At 38.6% G+C, this 16,410-nt stretch carries 11 protein-coding genes, 1 tRNA gene and 1 riboswitch; of the genes, 3 read left to right on the forward strand and 9 right to left on the reverse strand.

Going from position 1 to position 16,410, the window contains the following annotated elements; all coding sequences use genetic code 11:
* Positions 1-6 precede the first annotated feature (6 nt).
* From B7696_RS09940 to B7696_RS09950, 3 genes are all read right to left on the reverse strand, one after another.
* Complete coding sequence (locus B7696_RS09940) at positions 7-1,083, reverse strand: aspartate-semialdehyde dehydrogenase (protein ID WP_020902845.1); 1,077 nt, start codon at positions 1,081-1,083, stop codon at positions 7-9.
* A gap of 380 nt (positions 1,084-1,463) precedes the next feature.
* A tRNA-Thr gene (locus B7696_RS09945) sits at positions 1,464-1,536 on the reverse strand.
* A gap of 99 nt (positions 1,537-1,635) precedes the next feature.
* Entirely contained in the window at positions 1,636-2,145 is a 510-nt protein-coding gene (locus B7696_RS09950; RefSeq protein ID WP_031237144.1) for a QueT transporter family protein, read from the reverse strand.
* Positions 2,143-2,239: riboswitch (PreQ1 riboswitch) on the reverse strand. Its footprint overlaps the gene before it by 3 nt.
* Before the next feature lie 28 nt (positions 2,240-2,267).
* Here B7696_RS09950 and B7696_RS09955 point away from each other — a divergent pair.
* The gene (locus tag B7696_RS09955; RefSeq protein ID WP_004254310.1) at positions 2,268-2,699 is read left to right on the forward strand and encodes a GtrA family protein; all 432 of its coding nucleotides are present in this window, start codon (positions 2,268-2,270) and stop codon (positions 2,697-2,699) included.
* 84 nt (positions 2,700-2,783) lie between these two features.
* On the forward strand, positions 2,784-3,164 hold the full coding sequence (gene mscL / locus B7696_RS09960) for a large conductance mechanosensitive channel protein MscL (protein ID WP_004254306.1): 381 nt from the start codon (positions 2,784-2,786) through the stop codon (positions 3,162-3,164).
* Positions 3,165-3,204: 40 nt separating this feature from the next.
* Here mscL and hemH read toward each other — a convergent pair whose 3' ends face one another.
* Complete coding sequence (hemH, locus tag B7696_RS09965; protein ID WP_004254302.1) at positions 3,205-4,299, reverse strand: ferrochelatase; 1,095 nt, start codon at positions 4,297-4,299, stop codon at positions 3,205-3,207.
* A 153-nt stretch (positions 4,300-4,452) separates the two neighbouring features.
* Here hemH and pepT point away from each other — a divergent pair, with 153 nt between their 5' ends.
* Positions 4,453-5,676, forward strand: a complete 1,224-nt coding sequence (pepT, locus tag B7696_RS09970; protein WP_020902840.1) for a peptidase T — start codon at positions 4,453-4,455, stop codon at positions 5,674-5,676.
* A 36-nt stretch (positions 5,677-5,712) separates the two neighbouring features.
* Here pepT and B7696_RS09975 read toward each other — a convergent pair whose 3' ends face one another.
* From B7696_RS09975 to B7696_RS09995, 5 genes are all read right to left on the reverse strand, one after another.
* Entirely contained in the window at positions 5,713-9,750 is a 4,038-nt protein-coding gene (locus B7696_RS09975) for a pneumococcal-type histidine triad protein (RefSeq protein WP_084863502.1), read from the reverse strand.
* Between the two features lie 7 nt (positions 9,751-9,757).
* Positions 9,758-10,678 carry a metal ABC transporter substrate-binding protein gene (locus B7696_RS09980; protein ID WP_282186171.1) on the reverse strand — a complete coding sequence of 307 codons (921 nt, stop codon included), beginning with the start codon at positions 10,676-10,678 and terminating at the stop codon, positions 9,758-9,760.
* Between the two features lie 226 nt (positions 10,679-10,904).
* A complete protein-coding gene (locus B7696_RS09985) occupies positions 10,905-13,421 on the reverse strand; it encodes a pneumococcal-type histidine triad protein (protein WP_084863503.1) in 2,517 nt (838 codons plus the stop codon).
* A 156-nt stretch (positions 13,422-13,577) separates the two neighbouring features.
* Positions 13,578-16,211 (reverse strand): pneumococcal-type histidine triad protein, encoded by a 2,634-nt coding sequence (locus B7696_RS09990; RefSeq protein WP_084863504.1) that lies wholly within the window; start codon positions 16,209-16,211, stop codon positions 13,578-13,580.
* Between the two features lie 7 nt (positions 16,212-16,218).
* Positions 16,219-16,410 (reverse strand): metal ABC transporter solute-binding protein, Zn/Mn family (locus tag B7696_RS09995; RefSeq protein ID WP_142358835.1); only part of this gene is annotated, 192 nt, incomplete at its 5' end.

The raw sequence follows: 16,410 nt of genomic DNA on the forward strand, positions 1-16,410 counted from the left end.
ATATAACTATTTTAATTCAAATTTCAATTCAGCTGTTGGACGAACCAAGTCACGTTCATGAAGGGTTTCAGCAATCTGAACTGAGTTCCAAGCAGCACCTTTGAGCAGGTTATCAGAAACAACCCACATGTGGATTCCTTTTTCTGCATCCAAGTCTTTACGGATACGACCAACAAAGGTATCACGAGAACCCACTGCATTAATGGCTTGAGGATAAATTTGATGAGCCACATCATCTTCAAGAACAGCACCTGGGAAGGCTGCGATAGCTGCTTTTACTTCTTCAATTGGAGCCACTTCTTTTGTTTCGATGTAAACAGACTCAGAGTGAGCTGACAAGACTGGAATACGCACACATGTTGCAGATACTGCAATGCTATCATCTTCCATGATTTTCTTAGTTTCCTTAGTCATCTTCATCTCTTCGTAAGTGTAATCATTGTCAGTGAAGACATCGATTTGTGGAAGAGCATTGAAGGCGATAGGATAGTGTTTCTTGTCCCCACCTGAAGGCAAGATTTCGGCATGTAAATCACGTGGGGTTACACCATCATTCAAGACTTCACGAAGTTCACGTTGTGTCTCAAGAATTGCTCCCATACCAGCACCTGAAACTGCTTGGTAAGTTGAAACAATGATACGGTCCAATCCCCATTTTTGGCGAACTGGCTCAAGAGCCACCATCATTTGGATTGTTGAACAGTTAGGGCAGGCAATGATACCGTTGTGAGCATCAAGTGCATGAGCATTGACCTCTGGAACAACCAAAGGAACATCTGGATTTTGACGGAAGTAAGATGTATTATCTACTACTACCGCTCCAGATTTAACTGCGTATGGTGCATATTTAGCTGATGTAGAACCACCTGCTGAAAAGAGAGCAATATCAACTCCTTCAAAGGCTGTTTCAGTCGTTTCTTCAATCGTAATATCTTGATCTTTAAATTTCAAAGTCTTGCCTGCTGAACGTGCAGAAGCAAGTAAACGAATTTTATCGATTGGAAGTGTTGATTCTTCCAACATTTTTATCATCTGAGCTCCGACAGCACCTGTCGCGCCGACTACAGCAACTGTATATCCCATAAATAACCTCTTTCGGAATTTTCTAAAAATTTCTATAATAGATGTATTATACTACTTTTTCCATGAATTGCAAAGCTTTTTCATCATTTTTTGGAAAATAAAAATCCCCAGTCGCTAGACTAGGGACTAAGAGGCATCTTCATGTGATGAGCAAGTTCACACAACTCATCAAGGTCCGCTCCTGCGTTATGACCTCCTTATGCTCAATAGTAGTCCGAAGACTACCTATCGACTCATCGCGTCTATTATATTACTAGAAATAAGTGGTTTTGTCAATAAGAAATTTTTGCAGGATGACTTTTATTATACAAAAGTCAGAATTTTTTCTCGCGAGCATAAGAAAAAAACTCTTGTATTCAAGAGTTTCCCTGAAAATATTATGCTAATTGCCGGGATTGAACCGGCGACCTCATCCTTACCATGGATGCGCTCTGCCAACTGAGCTAAATCAGCTTACTTGAAAAGTATACTATAATCAGAAAATCTTGTCAAGTTTCCTTAGATATTTTCCATAAGAAAAAGCCAGGCAAGAGCTACCTAGCTTGTCTTCTTCTATTTGCTTAAATCGATTCGACGACCAATTTTACCGATAATAATCGCTCCAATAATTAATGAAGCAAATTCACCAATTCCTGTTGTAAACCAAGTAAGGAAAAATGGTAATTGCGCTACCATATTCAACTCGGCAGCGATAGTAAACATAGAAATCGAAAAGAGGATTGAAAAGAAAAAATGATCTTTTCGAATTAATCCGTTAAAGAGGTAATCTTTGCTGTATTTTGCAAAGAGCCAAACACCTAGACTGAGGAATACTAAGGTTGATCCACCACCAACAAAGACATCTAGCAGTCCGAAGCTAAAGAAATTAGCAATCATACAACCGATGGTAACTCCTATGATGTACTTAGGATTGTAAAAAGCCATAAAGTTCATCATTTCTGAGATACGGAACTGATAAGCACCATAGCTAATGGCATTTAGGGGTGGTGTGACAGTTAAAACGACATAGATAGCAGCAACGATTGCAATATCTGCAACATCACGAATAGTTAATTTTTTCATGTTTTCTCCTTTGGCGGTTTCCCGCGTGTAATATGCTTGGTGAAAGAAGCTAAGCACCAAGGGTTGATTCAATCAACCTTACTAGTATAGCACAATAGCCTGCTTTATGCTATACTAAAAACATGAAAATTTGTATTCAAAAATTTCTTAGCAATGAAATCTTAGCCTATCTCTTTTTTGGCCTTGCAACAACCCTAGTTTCGATTCTCTCACGATTAGTCATTTATCAACTAACACACAAAGAACTTCTCGCTACTGGACTAGCAAATATTATCGGTATCCTCTTTGCCTTTATCACAAATGATACAATCGTGTTTAAGCAAGCTAGACAGAATTGGTCAATCCGTTTAGTAAAATTTACTATAGCACGTCTTTCTACTTTTCTGTTAGACTTGTTTTTAACTTTTCTCTTTGTAAGCCAATTTCCTAATATTATCGGACAATTTGTAAATGATAATATTGACAAAGTTAATAGTATTGAAACAGTTATTTCACAATTCTTAATAATTATCCTCAATTACATTTTTAGTAAGGTATTTATTTTTAAAAAATAAGAAAAAATTTAAGCATATACCTTGCAAGAGCTTCTTAATTAATATATAATTAAGAGTAAAAATTTTTTGAAAGGGAAAATGAAAATGTTAAAAGATCTTAAAGCATTTTTGCTTCGTGGTAATGTTGTTGACCTTGCTGTCGGTGTGATCATTGCCTCTGCTTTTGGTGCAATCGTTACATCACTTGTTAACGATATCATCACTCCACTTATTTTGAATCCAGCCTTGGAAGCTGCGAAAGTACAAAACATCGCTGATCTTGCTTGGAATGGTGTTACATATGGTAAATTCTTGAGTGCTGTTATCAACTTCCTAGTTATCGGTACTGTTCTCTTCTTCGTTATTAAAGGTATTGAAAAAGCTCAAAGCCTTACTAAGAAAGAAGAAGCTGCTGAGGAAGCTCCAGCTGGTCCAACTGAGTTGGAAGTACTTCAAGAAATCAAAGCTCTTCTTGAGAAAAAATAATCTATTAAAGGATCTAGCGCAAAGCTAAATCCTTTTTTCTTTACTCTTTTGGTAATTTACCTGCTTTCTCAAGCATTTTCTTGATAAGATAAGGCATCTTAACATTCTCACGACCTTTTTTCTCAATCAGTTTTTTCACAAATTCAGGCATTTGTAAATCTTGAGATTCGGCCAAAATGTTTTTCGTCTCATCTGAAGGAACTAACTCATCAAAGGTTTCTTCTTCTGGGAGAAATTCCTTAAACTCTTGATCTTCATTGGCTCTGACTGTATTGACCAAGGCATCAATCAAGCGAGAATCCGTATTTGGCATTGGTGGACGATGGTAGTTGACACCCAATTCCTGACATATCTCATAACATTCCACATCGTTATCAAACAAGACTTCAATGTGCTCACTGATAAAGCTGATTGGTACAAAAATATAATGGTCTGGATGTTCTGTCTGTTCTCTGAGGTACTCTAATACATCTGGCTTAATCCAAGGAATACCGATATCACTCTCACTTTGCCAAGTATTTGTATATTGCTCGGAACTCAAACCTAATTTTTCAGCAACTAACTTGCTATTTTCAAAGATTTGATCGATATAAGGATCACCAAAATCCAAGGCAAAAATAGGAACACTATGGGCTGAAAAGATGACTTTAAAGCTATCCTGCTTTACTTCTTCTTTTAAAATCTTAGCAATTTCATCAGCCCAATAGTTTAAGAGCGCTTCTTCTTGATACCAATCCTTAATAACCAAAAATTGAATTTGTTTGCTTTCTAAAAATTTCTCGTATCCCATGACAGAATAAAAAGAATAATGGGGCTCCAAAATCAAGCAAATACACTGCTCGATTCCATCTTCTTCCATCTGACCAATCACATCTGGAATAAAAGGTTTGGAAAATTTATTGGCAAAATAGACACTATACTCATTCCCCAGTCTAGCTTCTACTAAGGCAACTTCTTCACGGGTAATTCTTTGCAGAGGCGTACCTCCAATACGTACATAATTATCATAGAGTGTTTGAATCTCGTGGTCTTGAGGTCTCACTCCACGACGAATATTTGTGAAAAAATCAGCCACACCTTCAAAGGTAATCTCTTCTGGCGAACCGAAAGTCATCATTAAAATTGCTTTTTTCATAATTGCTTCCTTGTGATGTTTTTATCAAGTTTATTTTATCATTAATTCGTTGATAAGTAAACGCTAACACAAAGAATTTCCCTAACTTCTGTCTTTTGTTTTTCTTTTCTTTATATGATACAATGGAAAAAATGAATTCAAAAGGAGTTTTTTATGACTTACCCCAATCTCTTGGACCGCTTCTTAACCTACGTTAAGGTCAACACGCGCTCTGATGAACACTCTACTACTACTCCAAGTACGCAGAGTCAGGTTGACTTCGCGACAAATGTCCTAATTCCTGAAATGAAACGTGTTGGATTACAAAATGTTTATTATCTACCAAATGGTTTTGCAATTGGAACCTTGCCAGCCAACGATCCATCGTTAACACGTAAGATTGGCTTCATCTCCCACATGGATACTGCTGATTTTAATGCCGAAGGAGTCAATCCACAGGTAATTGAAAACTACGATGGTGGTGTGATTGAACTAGGGAATTCTGGTTTCAAATTAGATCCGGCTGACTTCAAGAGTCTTGAAAAATATCCAGGACAAACACTCATCACAACCGATGGAACAACCTTGCTAGGTGCTGATGACAAGTCAGGAATTGCTGAGATTATGACAGCCATTGAATATCTAACTGCCCATCCTGAAATCAAGCACTGTGAAATTCGTGTTGGTTTTGGACCAGATGAGGAAATCGGTGTTGGTGCTAATAAATTTGATGCAGAAGATTTTGATGTTGATTTTGCCTACACAGTTGATGGTGGCCCACTAGGCGAACTTCAGTACGAGACATTCTCAGCAGCTGGAGCTGAATTGCATTTCCAAGGGCGCAATGTTCACCCTGGTACTGCCAAAGGTCAGATGGTCAACGCTCTTCAGCTAGCAATTGATTTTCATAATCAACTTCCAGAGAATGACCGACCTGAGTTAACGGATGGTTACCAAGGATTCTATCATCTTATGGATGTGACTGGTAGTGTCGAGGAGGCGCGTGCAAGCTACATCATTCGCGATTTTGAAAAAGATGCCTTTGAAGCGCGTAAAGCAGCTATGCAGTCTATTGTTGATAAGATGAATCAAGAACTTGGTAGTGACCGTGTCACCCTAAACTTGACAGACCAGTATTACAATATGAAAGAAGTCATTGAGAAGGATATGACGCCAATTACCATTGCTAAAGCCGTTATGGAAGATCTGGGTATCACACCTATTATCGAACCAATCCGTGGTGGAACAGACGGCTCTAAAATTTCCTTTATGGGAATCCCAACTCCAAATATCTTTGCGGGTGGTGAAAACATGCACGGACGTTTTGAATACGTTAGCCTTCAGACTATGGAACGTGCAGTTGATACCATCATTGGTATCGTAGCTTATAAAGACTAAAAAAGACGAGGTAGCTCAGCTACTTCGCCTTTCTTTTTATTGAGCTGGTTTTTCTTGATTTCCAGTACTTGTTGTAGATTCTGTTGTTTCCTTTTCTGAAGTTGATTCAGCAGGTTTAGAATCTGTTGCGTTGTTTGGTTTGTTTTCGTCGTTTGCAGTATCACTGTTAGATTCTACAGCTACGTTTGGTTGGTTCTCAGCACTTGTCTTATCACCATTTGATTCAGCATTTGTTGATGGAGTTGCTTCTTCACTTGCACTTGATTTTGACTTGATTTCTTGATTCAAGACCAGAATAGCTTTTGTCAATTCAAGTAAAGCAGCTTTATCTTTACTCTTAGCAGAAAGTTGATCTAGTAGAGCATCAACCTTATCAAAGTCCGCATCAGAACCCTTATTGTTTTCTAAATAAGCATGAAGCGACATAAGAATATCGTAGAGTTTTTGATAGAGAACAAGCGTCTGAGGATCTTGCTCAGCATTTTCCTTCTCTTGTTGAAGGGCGCTAGCGATACGAGTTAAGACATCTTTCACCTGACTGTTTACTTCATCCAAGTCTGCATCAGCCTTGTTTGTGGCAGCTTTGAGATTTTCTACTTCTTCTGCCAAGGATTGTCTGATGCCTTCTTCTTGGATTTGTTCCAAGAGTTGATTTGCCTTGCTCAAGAGACTTTCTACTTGTTCCTTGCTAACATGATTGACATGCTCTTCCGGCATAAAGTCTCCGTACAATTCTTTCAAGAAACCATAAATAGCTGTCTTGGCACTTTGATTATCAACTTTTTCAGTATCTAGAACTGTCTGACTTGATTTCGCAGTAGTTGGTTGAGCTTTCAAAGCTTCTTCCACTTCTTGTTTTGCCTGATAGATACTTGGGAATAATTTGTTCAATTCTGCTGCCTTCAGGAAGGATTGAGATTGATACAAGGTCCAAGTCAACTGAGCTACTTTGTTTCGAAGTTCATCACTCAAACGACCGTCATTTACGTGTTCGTAGAAATACTTGATGTATTCTACAGTTGTAACACCTGTTCGGTCATTAAAGTCTTGAAGAGCCTGAAGTTGTGATTCAACCGCTGATAAACCAGCCTCATCTTTAGCTAACTTAGCTTCTTGAAGTCGAACGAGAAGGTCTTTCTTAGGAAGTCCATAAGAATCTGTATCCAGTGTGTTGATTTTATCAATCAAGGCTTGATATTTCTTATCTAGAGCGCTCGTTTCAACAGGTTTGACACTTTCATCAATATGGATATATTGCTTATCAAAGAGTTCAAGTGTTGCAAGATAACCCGCTGTAGAGTTAGTTGCCAGTTTCTTCATGTTTTCAGTAAACTGACCTAAGGCTAACTCAATCTGTCTTTGTGCAATAGGCTTGTCTTTATAGATGCTTCTGCTATCAGATAGAAGTTGGTCTACTTTTGCCAAGACCGCCTTCTCATCAAAAGCACCAGGTTGGTAGTTGGATTGTAGGGCTGGAATCTTGTTTTTTAACGCTACTTCATAGCCCTTCGTTTGAACCTTGATGTAGTGATTGTGGTCGCCATGAGGAATCACAAAACTACCATTTTCTACCTGTAAACTATACGGAGACACACCATCTCGCAAAGCAGTGGTATAGAGTTCATTTAGGAAATCAAGTTCTGGATTTCCAGTTTGGAGCGGAATTCGAACGTGTTCCTTACGAACAGCATATGGGTGGATATGAGTTGGATCGTAGGCTTGGTCTGGATTCCCAAAGACAAAGAAGCCGTTTGAAATTCTAATAGCTTCAAGTGGTACACCATAGGTCTTTGAAATGTAAGCTATTTTTTCATCATCACTAGCATCTCTTGAGAAAGACTCTACCGTTTTAGCAAGAGGTTTTACAGGCTCTGCATCATGATGTGTTTTCAAATGATCCTGCGCGGCCTTAATTTGGTCAGCTGTCAAATCCTTCTTGAAGAAGTAATGATTGTGATCACCGTGTGACATCACAAAGCCTTGCTCATCCTCACTAATGACACGATTGGCATCAAAACCGTGATCGTGTTCCTCACCATGATGGTGTCCATGATGATCTTCGTCGTGATCGTCATCATGAGCTGGGCTTGGTGTTGTTGTATTCGCCCCTTTCAAGTGGTCTTGCGCCGCCTTAATTTGGTCTGCTGTCAAATCTTTCTTAAAGAAATAATGATTGTGATCACCGTGACTCATAACAAAGCCTTGCTCATCCTCACTTATGACACGATTAGCATCAAAACCGTGATCATGGTCTTCATCATGATGGTGGCCATGATCATTGCCATATTGATTTTCATGAGCTGGACTTGGTGTTACTAGCGTCTTACCTCTCAAATGATTCTGCGCCGCCTTGATTTGTTCTGGTGTTAGATCCTTCTTAAAGAAATAATGATTGTGGTCACCATGGGTCATGATAAAGCCTGCTGCATCTTCACTGATAATTCGATTGACATCAAAATCATGACCATGTTCGTCATGGTGATGACCGTGTGTATCTTCATCGTGATCATCATGAGCTGGACTTGGTACTGATGGCGTTTTACTTTTCAGATGATTCTGTGCGGCCTTAATTTGTTCTGGTGTTAGATCCTTCTTGAAGAAGTAATGATTGTGGTCACCATGAGTCATGACAAAGCCTGCCGCATCCTCACTGATGACACGATTGGCATCAAAACCATGACCATGTTCGTCATGGTGATGACCGTGTGTATCTTCATCGTGATCATCATGGGCTGGACTTGGTACTGATGGCGTTTTACTTTTCAGATGATTCTGTGCGGCCTTAATTTGTTCTGGTGTTAGATCCTTCTTAAAGAAGTAATGATTGTGGTCACCATGAGTCATGACAAAGCCTTGATCATCCTCACTAATGACACGATCGGCATCAAAACCGTGATCATGGTCTTCATCATGATGGTGGTCATGTCCATCTCCATCATGTCCATGCTCTTCATGCTTAGGGGCCTGACTTCCATGGTCACCGTCTTTCTCATGATGATGGTTTTGCTGAGTAGGTTTTTCTGCTGGTTTGCTTGGATTCTCCAATGGTGTTGGTTTCACACTGTCACTAGTTAGAGGAATCATTCTCGCAATCTTTTCTTCTAATGCAGAAAGCTTTGTATAGGGAATGAAATGATAGTGATTTCCATGAGGAATCGCTACACCACTCGGTGTCCTGCTTAAAATCTTAGCAGGATCAAAAGTCAAACCATCCGATTCAGCATATCGTTGAGTACTTGGAAGAGCATAGAGCTGCTGTAATAGACTTTGAAGACTCTCGGCTTTATTACTTGGTATTTCAGCCTGTTGAATAGGCTTGGTAGTTTGACCAGTCCCATTTGTACTTGGACGATAGTCAGTCACACTAGGCTGATTTCTAGTTCCAGAGAGGTAAGCTTGTGCTGCAGCCAATTCACTAGCAGACAAGGAACTCTTTGGAATGTAGTGGTAATGTCCTCCGTGAGGGACGATATAAGCATCACCAGTATCCTCTATAATATCAGATGCATTAAAGATGTAGCCATCATCAGTAGTATAGCGACCTTGAGATTGAGCAAGCGCCACTGCACTATGAGATGTTGGTGCATCGTGAGTATGACCTTGTTTTTGGCGTTCAATTTCGTCCTTCGAACGAACGTTATCCGCATGTGCCACATCCTTAAGGTAAACATAATACTTACCATCCACCTTGATAATGTAACCACCTTTGACTTCGTTAACAATATCAGCGTCTTTAAGTTGATAATTGGCATCTTTCATCAAAAGTTCTTCACTGAAAATCGCATCAAAAGGAACTTTCCCATTATAATAATGGAAATGATCACCGTGTGAAGTCACATAACCTTGATCAGTAATTTTCACAACAATCTGTTCAGCCTGGATATCTTCTTTTTTGCTGACTTGATCTGGTGTTTGTGTCTCTGTTTTTTGAGTGTCTTGTTTCCCATCGACATAAGATACACGATTCGTATCTTTGTTCTCTCCTGTCTGATGTTGATTCAATGCATAAATACAAAGACTTAAAGAAAGGACGACAGCTGCACCAGCAGCAAGTTTCTTCTTATTTATTTTCATAATCTCCTCATTTCAATTCTTCTGCTAAAATACTCATATTTTCTTCAAGATTTTCTAGATAAGTCTTGTCATTTTTTGGGTCCGCCTCTAAAGGATTCAGAGTTTTAAGACCCACACCTGTTGATTTGACAAGAGTTTCAGCTACTTTCGAAGAAGCATTACTTTCTGTAAAAATCGTTTTAACCTTATAGGTTTTAACAAATTCCTGAATTTCTGTTAGTTGTCTTGGACTTGGTTCTTGTTCTGGAGAGATACCTGCGATTCCAAGTTGATTGAGTCCAAATCGCTTAGCTAGATAAGAAAAGGCTGTATGTTGGGTTACAAATGTTTTCTGACTCGCTTTTTCAAATTTAGGCTGGAATCTATTAGTTAATTCTTGAGCTTTTTTGATAAAGGCTTGCGCATTTTTCTGATAAGTTTCTTTGTGCTCACTATCAACCTCTGAAAGTTTATCAGCGATAATCTGGGCTTCTTCGCCAGCTTTTTCAGGATCTAGCCATGTGTGAGGGTCATAGAGTGTCTTTTCATCAACTCCATCCCCTGCTTCCACATCTTCTAGCCCTGGGACACGATCCAATGTCATTCCTTCAGAAGCCTCTAAAACCTTAACTTTGGATTTTTTTAGATTGGGATCCAGACTTCCTGCCCAAGATTCAAGCGTATGAGAATGGTAAACAAAGACATCTGCATCATAGATGGCTGCAATGTCATTTGCCGAAGGTTCAAAGGAGTGAATACCGCTACTTGACTGAATCATCCGAACATCATTCAAGTCACCAGATACTTCCTTAACCATGGCATAGATAGGGTAAAAACTGGTCACGATTTTCATCCCTTTACCTGACTGGCTTTCCTTTTGGCCACAAGCAGCTAATACCAGAGCCAATACACTGCTCATCAATACTAAAATCGTCCTCTTTTTCACCATAACTCCTTAACTAGTGTTTAACCATTTAATTAACTAGTAAATAGTTTATCTTTTTTTATTTAATAAGTCAAGATTTTTAATCGTCAAAAATAAAATCACTGCTTAGGACTCTTTGATTCATTTTTTTAAGACAGTAAACCCCAGCTTTTTTAACAAAGAAAAGGACATTATTCTATCAAAAATAGAACAATATCCTTTCGAATAGATTATAACTAATAAAAATCTTTTAAGGTTTTATTTGTTTTAGTGTCTTAATGTCATACATCACTAATTCACCGTTTTTATTGTAAAATTGAACCCCTTCTGGTTGAAAGATTAGAAACTTAGGATCAATTTGAGCAATTTTCGCTAACTTTTCTATATGTTCATTTAAAGTTACTTTATCTAACCCATAGTTTGGTAAATCATCGTCATTTTCTTCTTTGGAATTTTCTTTATTTTCTGAAGGAATTCCGTTTGTTGTACCAGTCTCATTCACCCCTATATTTTTCTTCGGTTGCTCTTCATTTTTATCTACAGCAGTCTTATTCTTATCACTATTTTCAGTATTGTTTGAATCAGGTTTTAATTCTTCATTAGGATGTGTAGTCGTTTCAGTTTTGGAGTCTTTTTCTTTCATTCTTTTGGCAATTAAGTCTTGAGCTTGTTTCCACTCTACTTCTGATAAGTCGGATTTAGTGATACTTCTCAATGAACCACCTCCAGCTCTTGGAATACTAAATGATTTGTCTTCCCATACAAAAGTTTCTTTTGCCAATACATCTTTCGGATCAAAAATATAACCATCTGGAGTTGCAAATCGACCTTCTGCAAGAGCTTTCTGAACTTCTTCAGCAGAATGGATAATTTGCCAATTCTGCATTCCAGTGCGTTTTTCAATAGGAGTCACATTAGCGATAACGGAACCTGAGTCCTCGTGACCCGGCTTAGACCAAACTTCAGGACGAACCTCAGGGTGTTGCATGACATATTTAATAGTCGCAATTTGATCAGGCTCTAACCATGAGTAAGGCACAACGTGAATATGATCAATGTGTGGAATAATGAATGAACTTCCAGTATCATAGGTAGTATTCGCTGCATGCATCGGCAAACTTGAGACATCTACAGCCAATCTTGGTTTGATCCCTGTGTCCACAATATCATAGCGATAATGATCTCGATCCTTAAGCATGAGTTCTTGTTCAGAAAAAGCAATTTGAGTAAGATCAAGTTCATCTCGAGAGTAGAAGTATTCTTTTCCGTTTTCTTTAAGAACATAGCCTACTTTACCATCTTTAGTCACTTTACCAGTCACTTTTTTTGAATCAAATTTTGGTTTTTCTTTGTTATCCATATTCTCTGAAGGAATAACACTCTCATTAGGTTGGCCTTTTTCCTTCATCCACTTGCTAACTTCATCTAGTTCAAATTGTTCTAACTCTCCAAATCCCACATAATGGAAATGATTTCGATGTCTCGCTATAATGCCTGATTTATCAACTGAATAGATAGAATCTTTACTGAATACATATCCATCACTAGTGTCATATGGTTTGCCATCCAAACCCTTACCATAAGCCTTAATTGAATTTCCTAAAAATGTATGCTCAACTGTACTGTTTGTTGGCTTTTGAGTATTTACTGGCCTGTTGTTTCCGTTATTTTGTCCTTTTACTGAAATCATTCTCGCAATCTTCTGCTCTAAATCAGACATTTGAGAATAAGGGATAAAATGATAATGGTCTCCGTGAGGCACTGCAACACCATTTGCAGTTTTTCTTGTAATCTGCGCCGGATCAAAGACAAGCCCATCTGATTCCACATGTCGTTGACTGAGTGGCAAGGCATAAAGTTGTTTCAAGAGACTAGATACATCTTCACTCGGACTTTCTTGATAGCTATTATCCACTTGTGGGCTAACACTTGGAGCCCATCTTCTGGTATTTGTCTCAACATTGCTTTGATTTGTTTGTCCATATGAACTACTATTCGATGCCTCTGATGAGCTACTGTTAGAAGAATTTGTAGACGGACGATAGCCAACTGAGCTTGTTTGACTACCTTTTCCAGCTAGGAAGGCTCGAGCAGCGGCTAATTCACTGGCAGACAAGTCACTCTTAGGAATATAATGGAAGTGATTACCATGAGGAACGATATAGGCATCGCCCGTATCTTCTATAATATCAGATGCATTAAAGATATAACCATCATCTGTTGTATAACGACCCTGAGCTCTGGCAGCGACTACCTCTTTATCGCTAGAACCACCTCCGTGATTACTACCGTGTTCCTGCTTCTGACGAGTAATTTCTTCTTTTGAGCGAACATTATCAGCATGGGCCGCATCTTTAAGGTAAACATAGTATTTCCCGTCTACCTTAATCACATAGCCACCCTTGATCTCATTGACAATGTCTGAATCCTTCAACTGATAATTCGGATCTTTCATCAGCAGTTCTTCACTAATGATAGCATCATAAGGAACCTTGCCATTATAGTAATGATAATGGTCTCCATGAGAAGTCACATAACCTTGATCCGTAATTTTGATAACAATTTGCTCGGCATTGATACCTTCTTTTTTACTGACTTCATCAGGTGTCAAAGTCTCTGCCTTTTGGCTTGGTTGGTTGCCATCGATGTAAGAAACACGGTTATTTTCTTTTACAGTTTGGGCTTGATGCAAACCTAGTTCATAAGCACAGACACTTAAAAAAAGTGCAGCTGCTGACCCAGCTAGATATTTTTTATTGATTTTCATTCTTTCCTCTTTTCTTAACTCTATTTGATTCACCATAAATGATAAACTGGTTAATTAACTAGTTAATAGTTTACTCTTTTTAGTACTGCTTGTCAAGAATTTTTCGTATATACATAATTAAAAATGAAAGCCTCTTATCGAGACTCCCATTTTTAATTAGTTTGTTTTTTCCTTATTTACAGGTGAAGGATTACTCCCTTTTAACAACGCAAGTAATTTTTCTGCTTCTGCCATGATACCATTATTATCCATGGTTTGCAGACTCAAGTTATTTCGTAAACCAGCCAGGGTTTCTGTCGCATTAGCTTTTAGACTAGCATCCGTTACTTTGGCAAGTAAAGCTTCTGCTTCTTTGAGTTTAGCTTCTACTTTTTTAGTCTCTACTTGAGGGACTTCATCTTCGTCTGTTTTATCTTTAGACTCCTCCGCTGTCTCTTCTTCATCAGTACTCGGTTTATAAAGATTATCTACTGAAGGATTTAAAGCAGCGTGATTCTCTTTTTCATCAGATTCAGGACGAGTTGACTCGTCTGATTCATGACGATCTTCCTTATCTTCATCAGATTTACTGTCTTGGTCTGCCTTATTTTTACGAACATGGTCGCTGGCATTTCCCCAACCATTATCTGAGTGAGGACGTTCTTCAGGATGTTCAACGTAATATTTTACAGTCGCAAAGAGATCCTCCAGGCTATAACCCTTAGGTGCTTCATAGAGTCCTTCATCAAACCAACCAAATTTAATGTTATGGTAATGGTCGTAATGAGGTATAATTAAGCTACCATTTTTTACTTCAACAGTATGTTGTAGATTGTAAGGAATATGATCAAGTGGGACCTTCTTAGCTGCTTTCACTTTATTATAGATTGCTTCTACTCCTTTAACCTCAGTATCTCCTGAACCCTGATTCTCTGTTGAAGGAGGTGTCAAACCTTTCTCTTTAGCATAAGCCTGGGCTGCTACTCTTTCAGCTTCAGACAAGCTCTCTTTCTTAATCCAATGACTATGGGTCATATGCGGAGTTACATAAGCATCTCCCTCATCACTGGTAATATCACGAATGTCAAAGATATACCCATCTTCTGTTGTATACTTACCTGCTAATTTCGCTAATTTAATTTCAACATCTGTATAAGCAATTTGAGAATTTGGTTTTCCAAGACGTTCAGGATGGGTAATTGGTGCTAGAAAAGCAAGGATATCATCAACTAACTTGACTTTATCACTTGACTCATCATTGAGACGTTCCAATAGTCTATCCAAAGCGTCAAAATCAGCTTGGCGCCCTTTATTGGAAATCAAATCTTGATGAACTGTTGCTAGTAAATCATAAATTTTGTTGTAAAATTTTTGATCCGCAGATGCAAGATTGGTTTTCTTAGCTCCTAACTCATGAGACAAACTTTCTTGTTTGGCAAGTTTATCATCAATGGCTGCAACAGTTTCTGCTGAAAGTTCCTTGTCAGAGATATAACGCGAAGTTCCATTCTCTTCAAAGACATAACCATCAACCACCTTTCGAATCGCCTGTTTTACCAATTTTCCATCAATTGGATTGCTTGGAGCTGGTTGAGGATTTGGTACAGGTTGTGGACTTGGTATTGGGGTAAGCTCTGGAGCAGGAATTGGTTTTGGAAGGCTTGGAGTCGGAATCGGTTTTAATTCTTTACCACCTGCAGTTGTATGATTTCCTTGATAATTTTCAGAAATCATTCTTGCAATCTTCTGCTCTAAATCAGACATTTGAGAATAAGGGATAAAGTGATAATGGTCTCCGTGGGGGACTGCAACACCATTCGCAGTTTTTCTTGTAATCTGCGCCGGATCAAAGACAAGCCCATCTGATTCCACATGTCGTTGACTGAGTGGCAAGGCATAAAGTTGTTTCAAGAGACTAGATACATCTTCACTCGGACTTTCTTGATAGCTATTATCCACTTGTGGGCTAACACTTGGAGCCCATCTTCTGGTATTTGTCTCAACATTGCTTTGATTTGTTTGTCCATATGAACTACTATTCGATGCCTCTGATGAGCTACTGTTAGAAGAATTTGTAGACGGACGATAGCCAACTGAGCTTGTTTGACTACCTTTTCCAGCTAGGAAGGCTCGAGCAGCGGCTAATTCACTGGCAGACAAGTCACTCTTAGGAATATAATGGAAGTGATTACCATGAGGAACGATATAGGCATCGCCCGTATCTTCTATAATATCAGATGCATTAAAGATATAACCATCATCTGTTGTATAACGACCCTGAGCTCTGGCAGCGACTACCTCTTTATCGCTAGAACCACCTCCGTGATTACTACCGTGTTCCTGCTTCTGACGAGTAATTTCTTCTTTTGAGCGAACATTATCAGCATGGGCCGCATCTTTAAGGTAAACATAGTATTTCCCGTCTACCTTAATCACATAGCCACCCTTGATCTCATTGACAATGTCTGAATCCTTCAACTGATAATTCGGATCTTTCATCAGCAGTTCTTCACTAATGATAGCATCATAAGGAACCTTGCCATTATAGTAATGATAATGGTCTCCATGAGAAGTCACATAACCTTGATCCGTAATTTTGATAACAATTTGCTCGGCATTGATACCTTCTTTTTTACTGACTTCATCAGGTGTCAAAGTCTCTGCCTTTTGGCTTGGTTGGTTGCCATCGATGTAAGAAACACGGTTATTTTCTTTTACAGTTTGGGCTTGATGCAAACCTAGTTCATAAGCACAGACACTTAAAAAAAGTGCAGCTGCTGACCCAGCTAGATATTTTTTATTGATTTTCATAATCTCCTCATTTCAATTCTTCTGCTAAAATGCTCATATTTTCTTCAAGGTTTTCTAGATAAGTCTTGTCATTTTGTGGGTCTGCCTCTAAAGGATTCAGAGTTTTTAGACCCACACCTGTTGATTTGACAAGAGTTTCAGCTACTTTCGAAGAAGCATTACTTTCTGTAAAAATCGTTTTAACCTTATAGGTTTTAAC

Source organism: Streptococcus mitis (assembly GCF_002096815.1).
Taxonomy (GTDB): Bacteria; Bacillota; Bacilli; order Lactobacillales; family Streptococcaceae; genus Streptococcus; species Streptococcus mitis_AD.

What these genes read in the sequence shown, in the direction of transcription:
- B7696_RS09940 (WP_020902845.1), bottom strand. Translation starts at nt 1,083, where the DNA reads ATGGGATATACAGTTGCTGTAGTCGGCGCGACAGGTGCTGTCGGAGCT.
- B7696_RS09950 (WP_031237144.1), bottom strand. Translation starts at nt 2,145, where the DNA reads ATGAAAAAATTAACTATTCGTGATGTTGCAGATATTGCAATCGTTGCT.
- B7696_RS09955 (WP_004254310.1), top strand. Translation starts at nt 2,268, where the DNA reads ATGAAAATTTGTATTCAAAAATTTCTTAGCAATGAAATCTTAGCCTAT.
- mscL (WP_004254306.1), top strand. Translation starts at nt 2,784, where the DNA reads ATGTTAAAAGATCTTAAAGCATTTTTGCTTCGTGGTAATGTTGTTGAC.
- hemH (WP_004254302.1), bottom strand. Translation starts at nt 4,299, where the DNA reads ATGAAAAAAGCAATTTTAATGATGACTTTCGGTTCGCCAGAAGAGATT.
- pepT (WP_020902840.1), top strand. Translation starts at nt 4,453, where the DNA reads ATGACTTACCCCAATCTCTTGGACCGCTTCTTAACCTACGTTAAGGTC.
- B7696_RS09975 (WP_084863502.1), bottom strand. Translation starts at nt 9,750, where the DNA reads ATGAAAATAAATAAGAAGAAACTTGCTGCTGGTGCAGCTGTCGTCCTT.
- B7696_RS09980 (WP_282186171.1), bottom strand. Translation starts at nt 10,678, where the DNA reads ATGGTGAAAAAGAGGACGATTTTAGTATTGATGAGCAGTGTATTGGCT.
- B7696_RS09985 (WP_084863503.1), bottom strand. Translation starts at nt 13,421, where the DNA reads ATGAAAATCAATAAAAAATATCTAGCTGGGTCAGCAGCTGCACTTTTT.
- B7696_RS09990 (WP_084863504.1), bottom strand. Translation starts at nt 16,211, where the DNA reads ATGAAAATCAATAAAAAATATCTAGCTGGGTCAGCAGCTGCACTTTTT.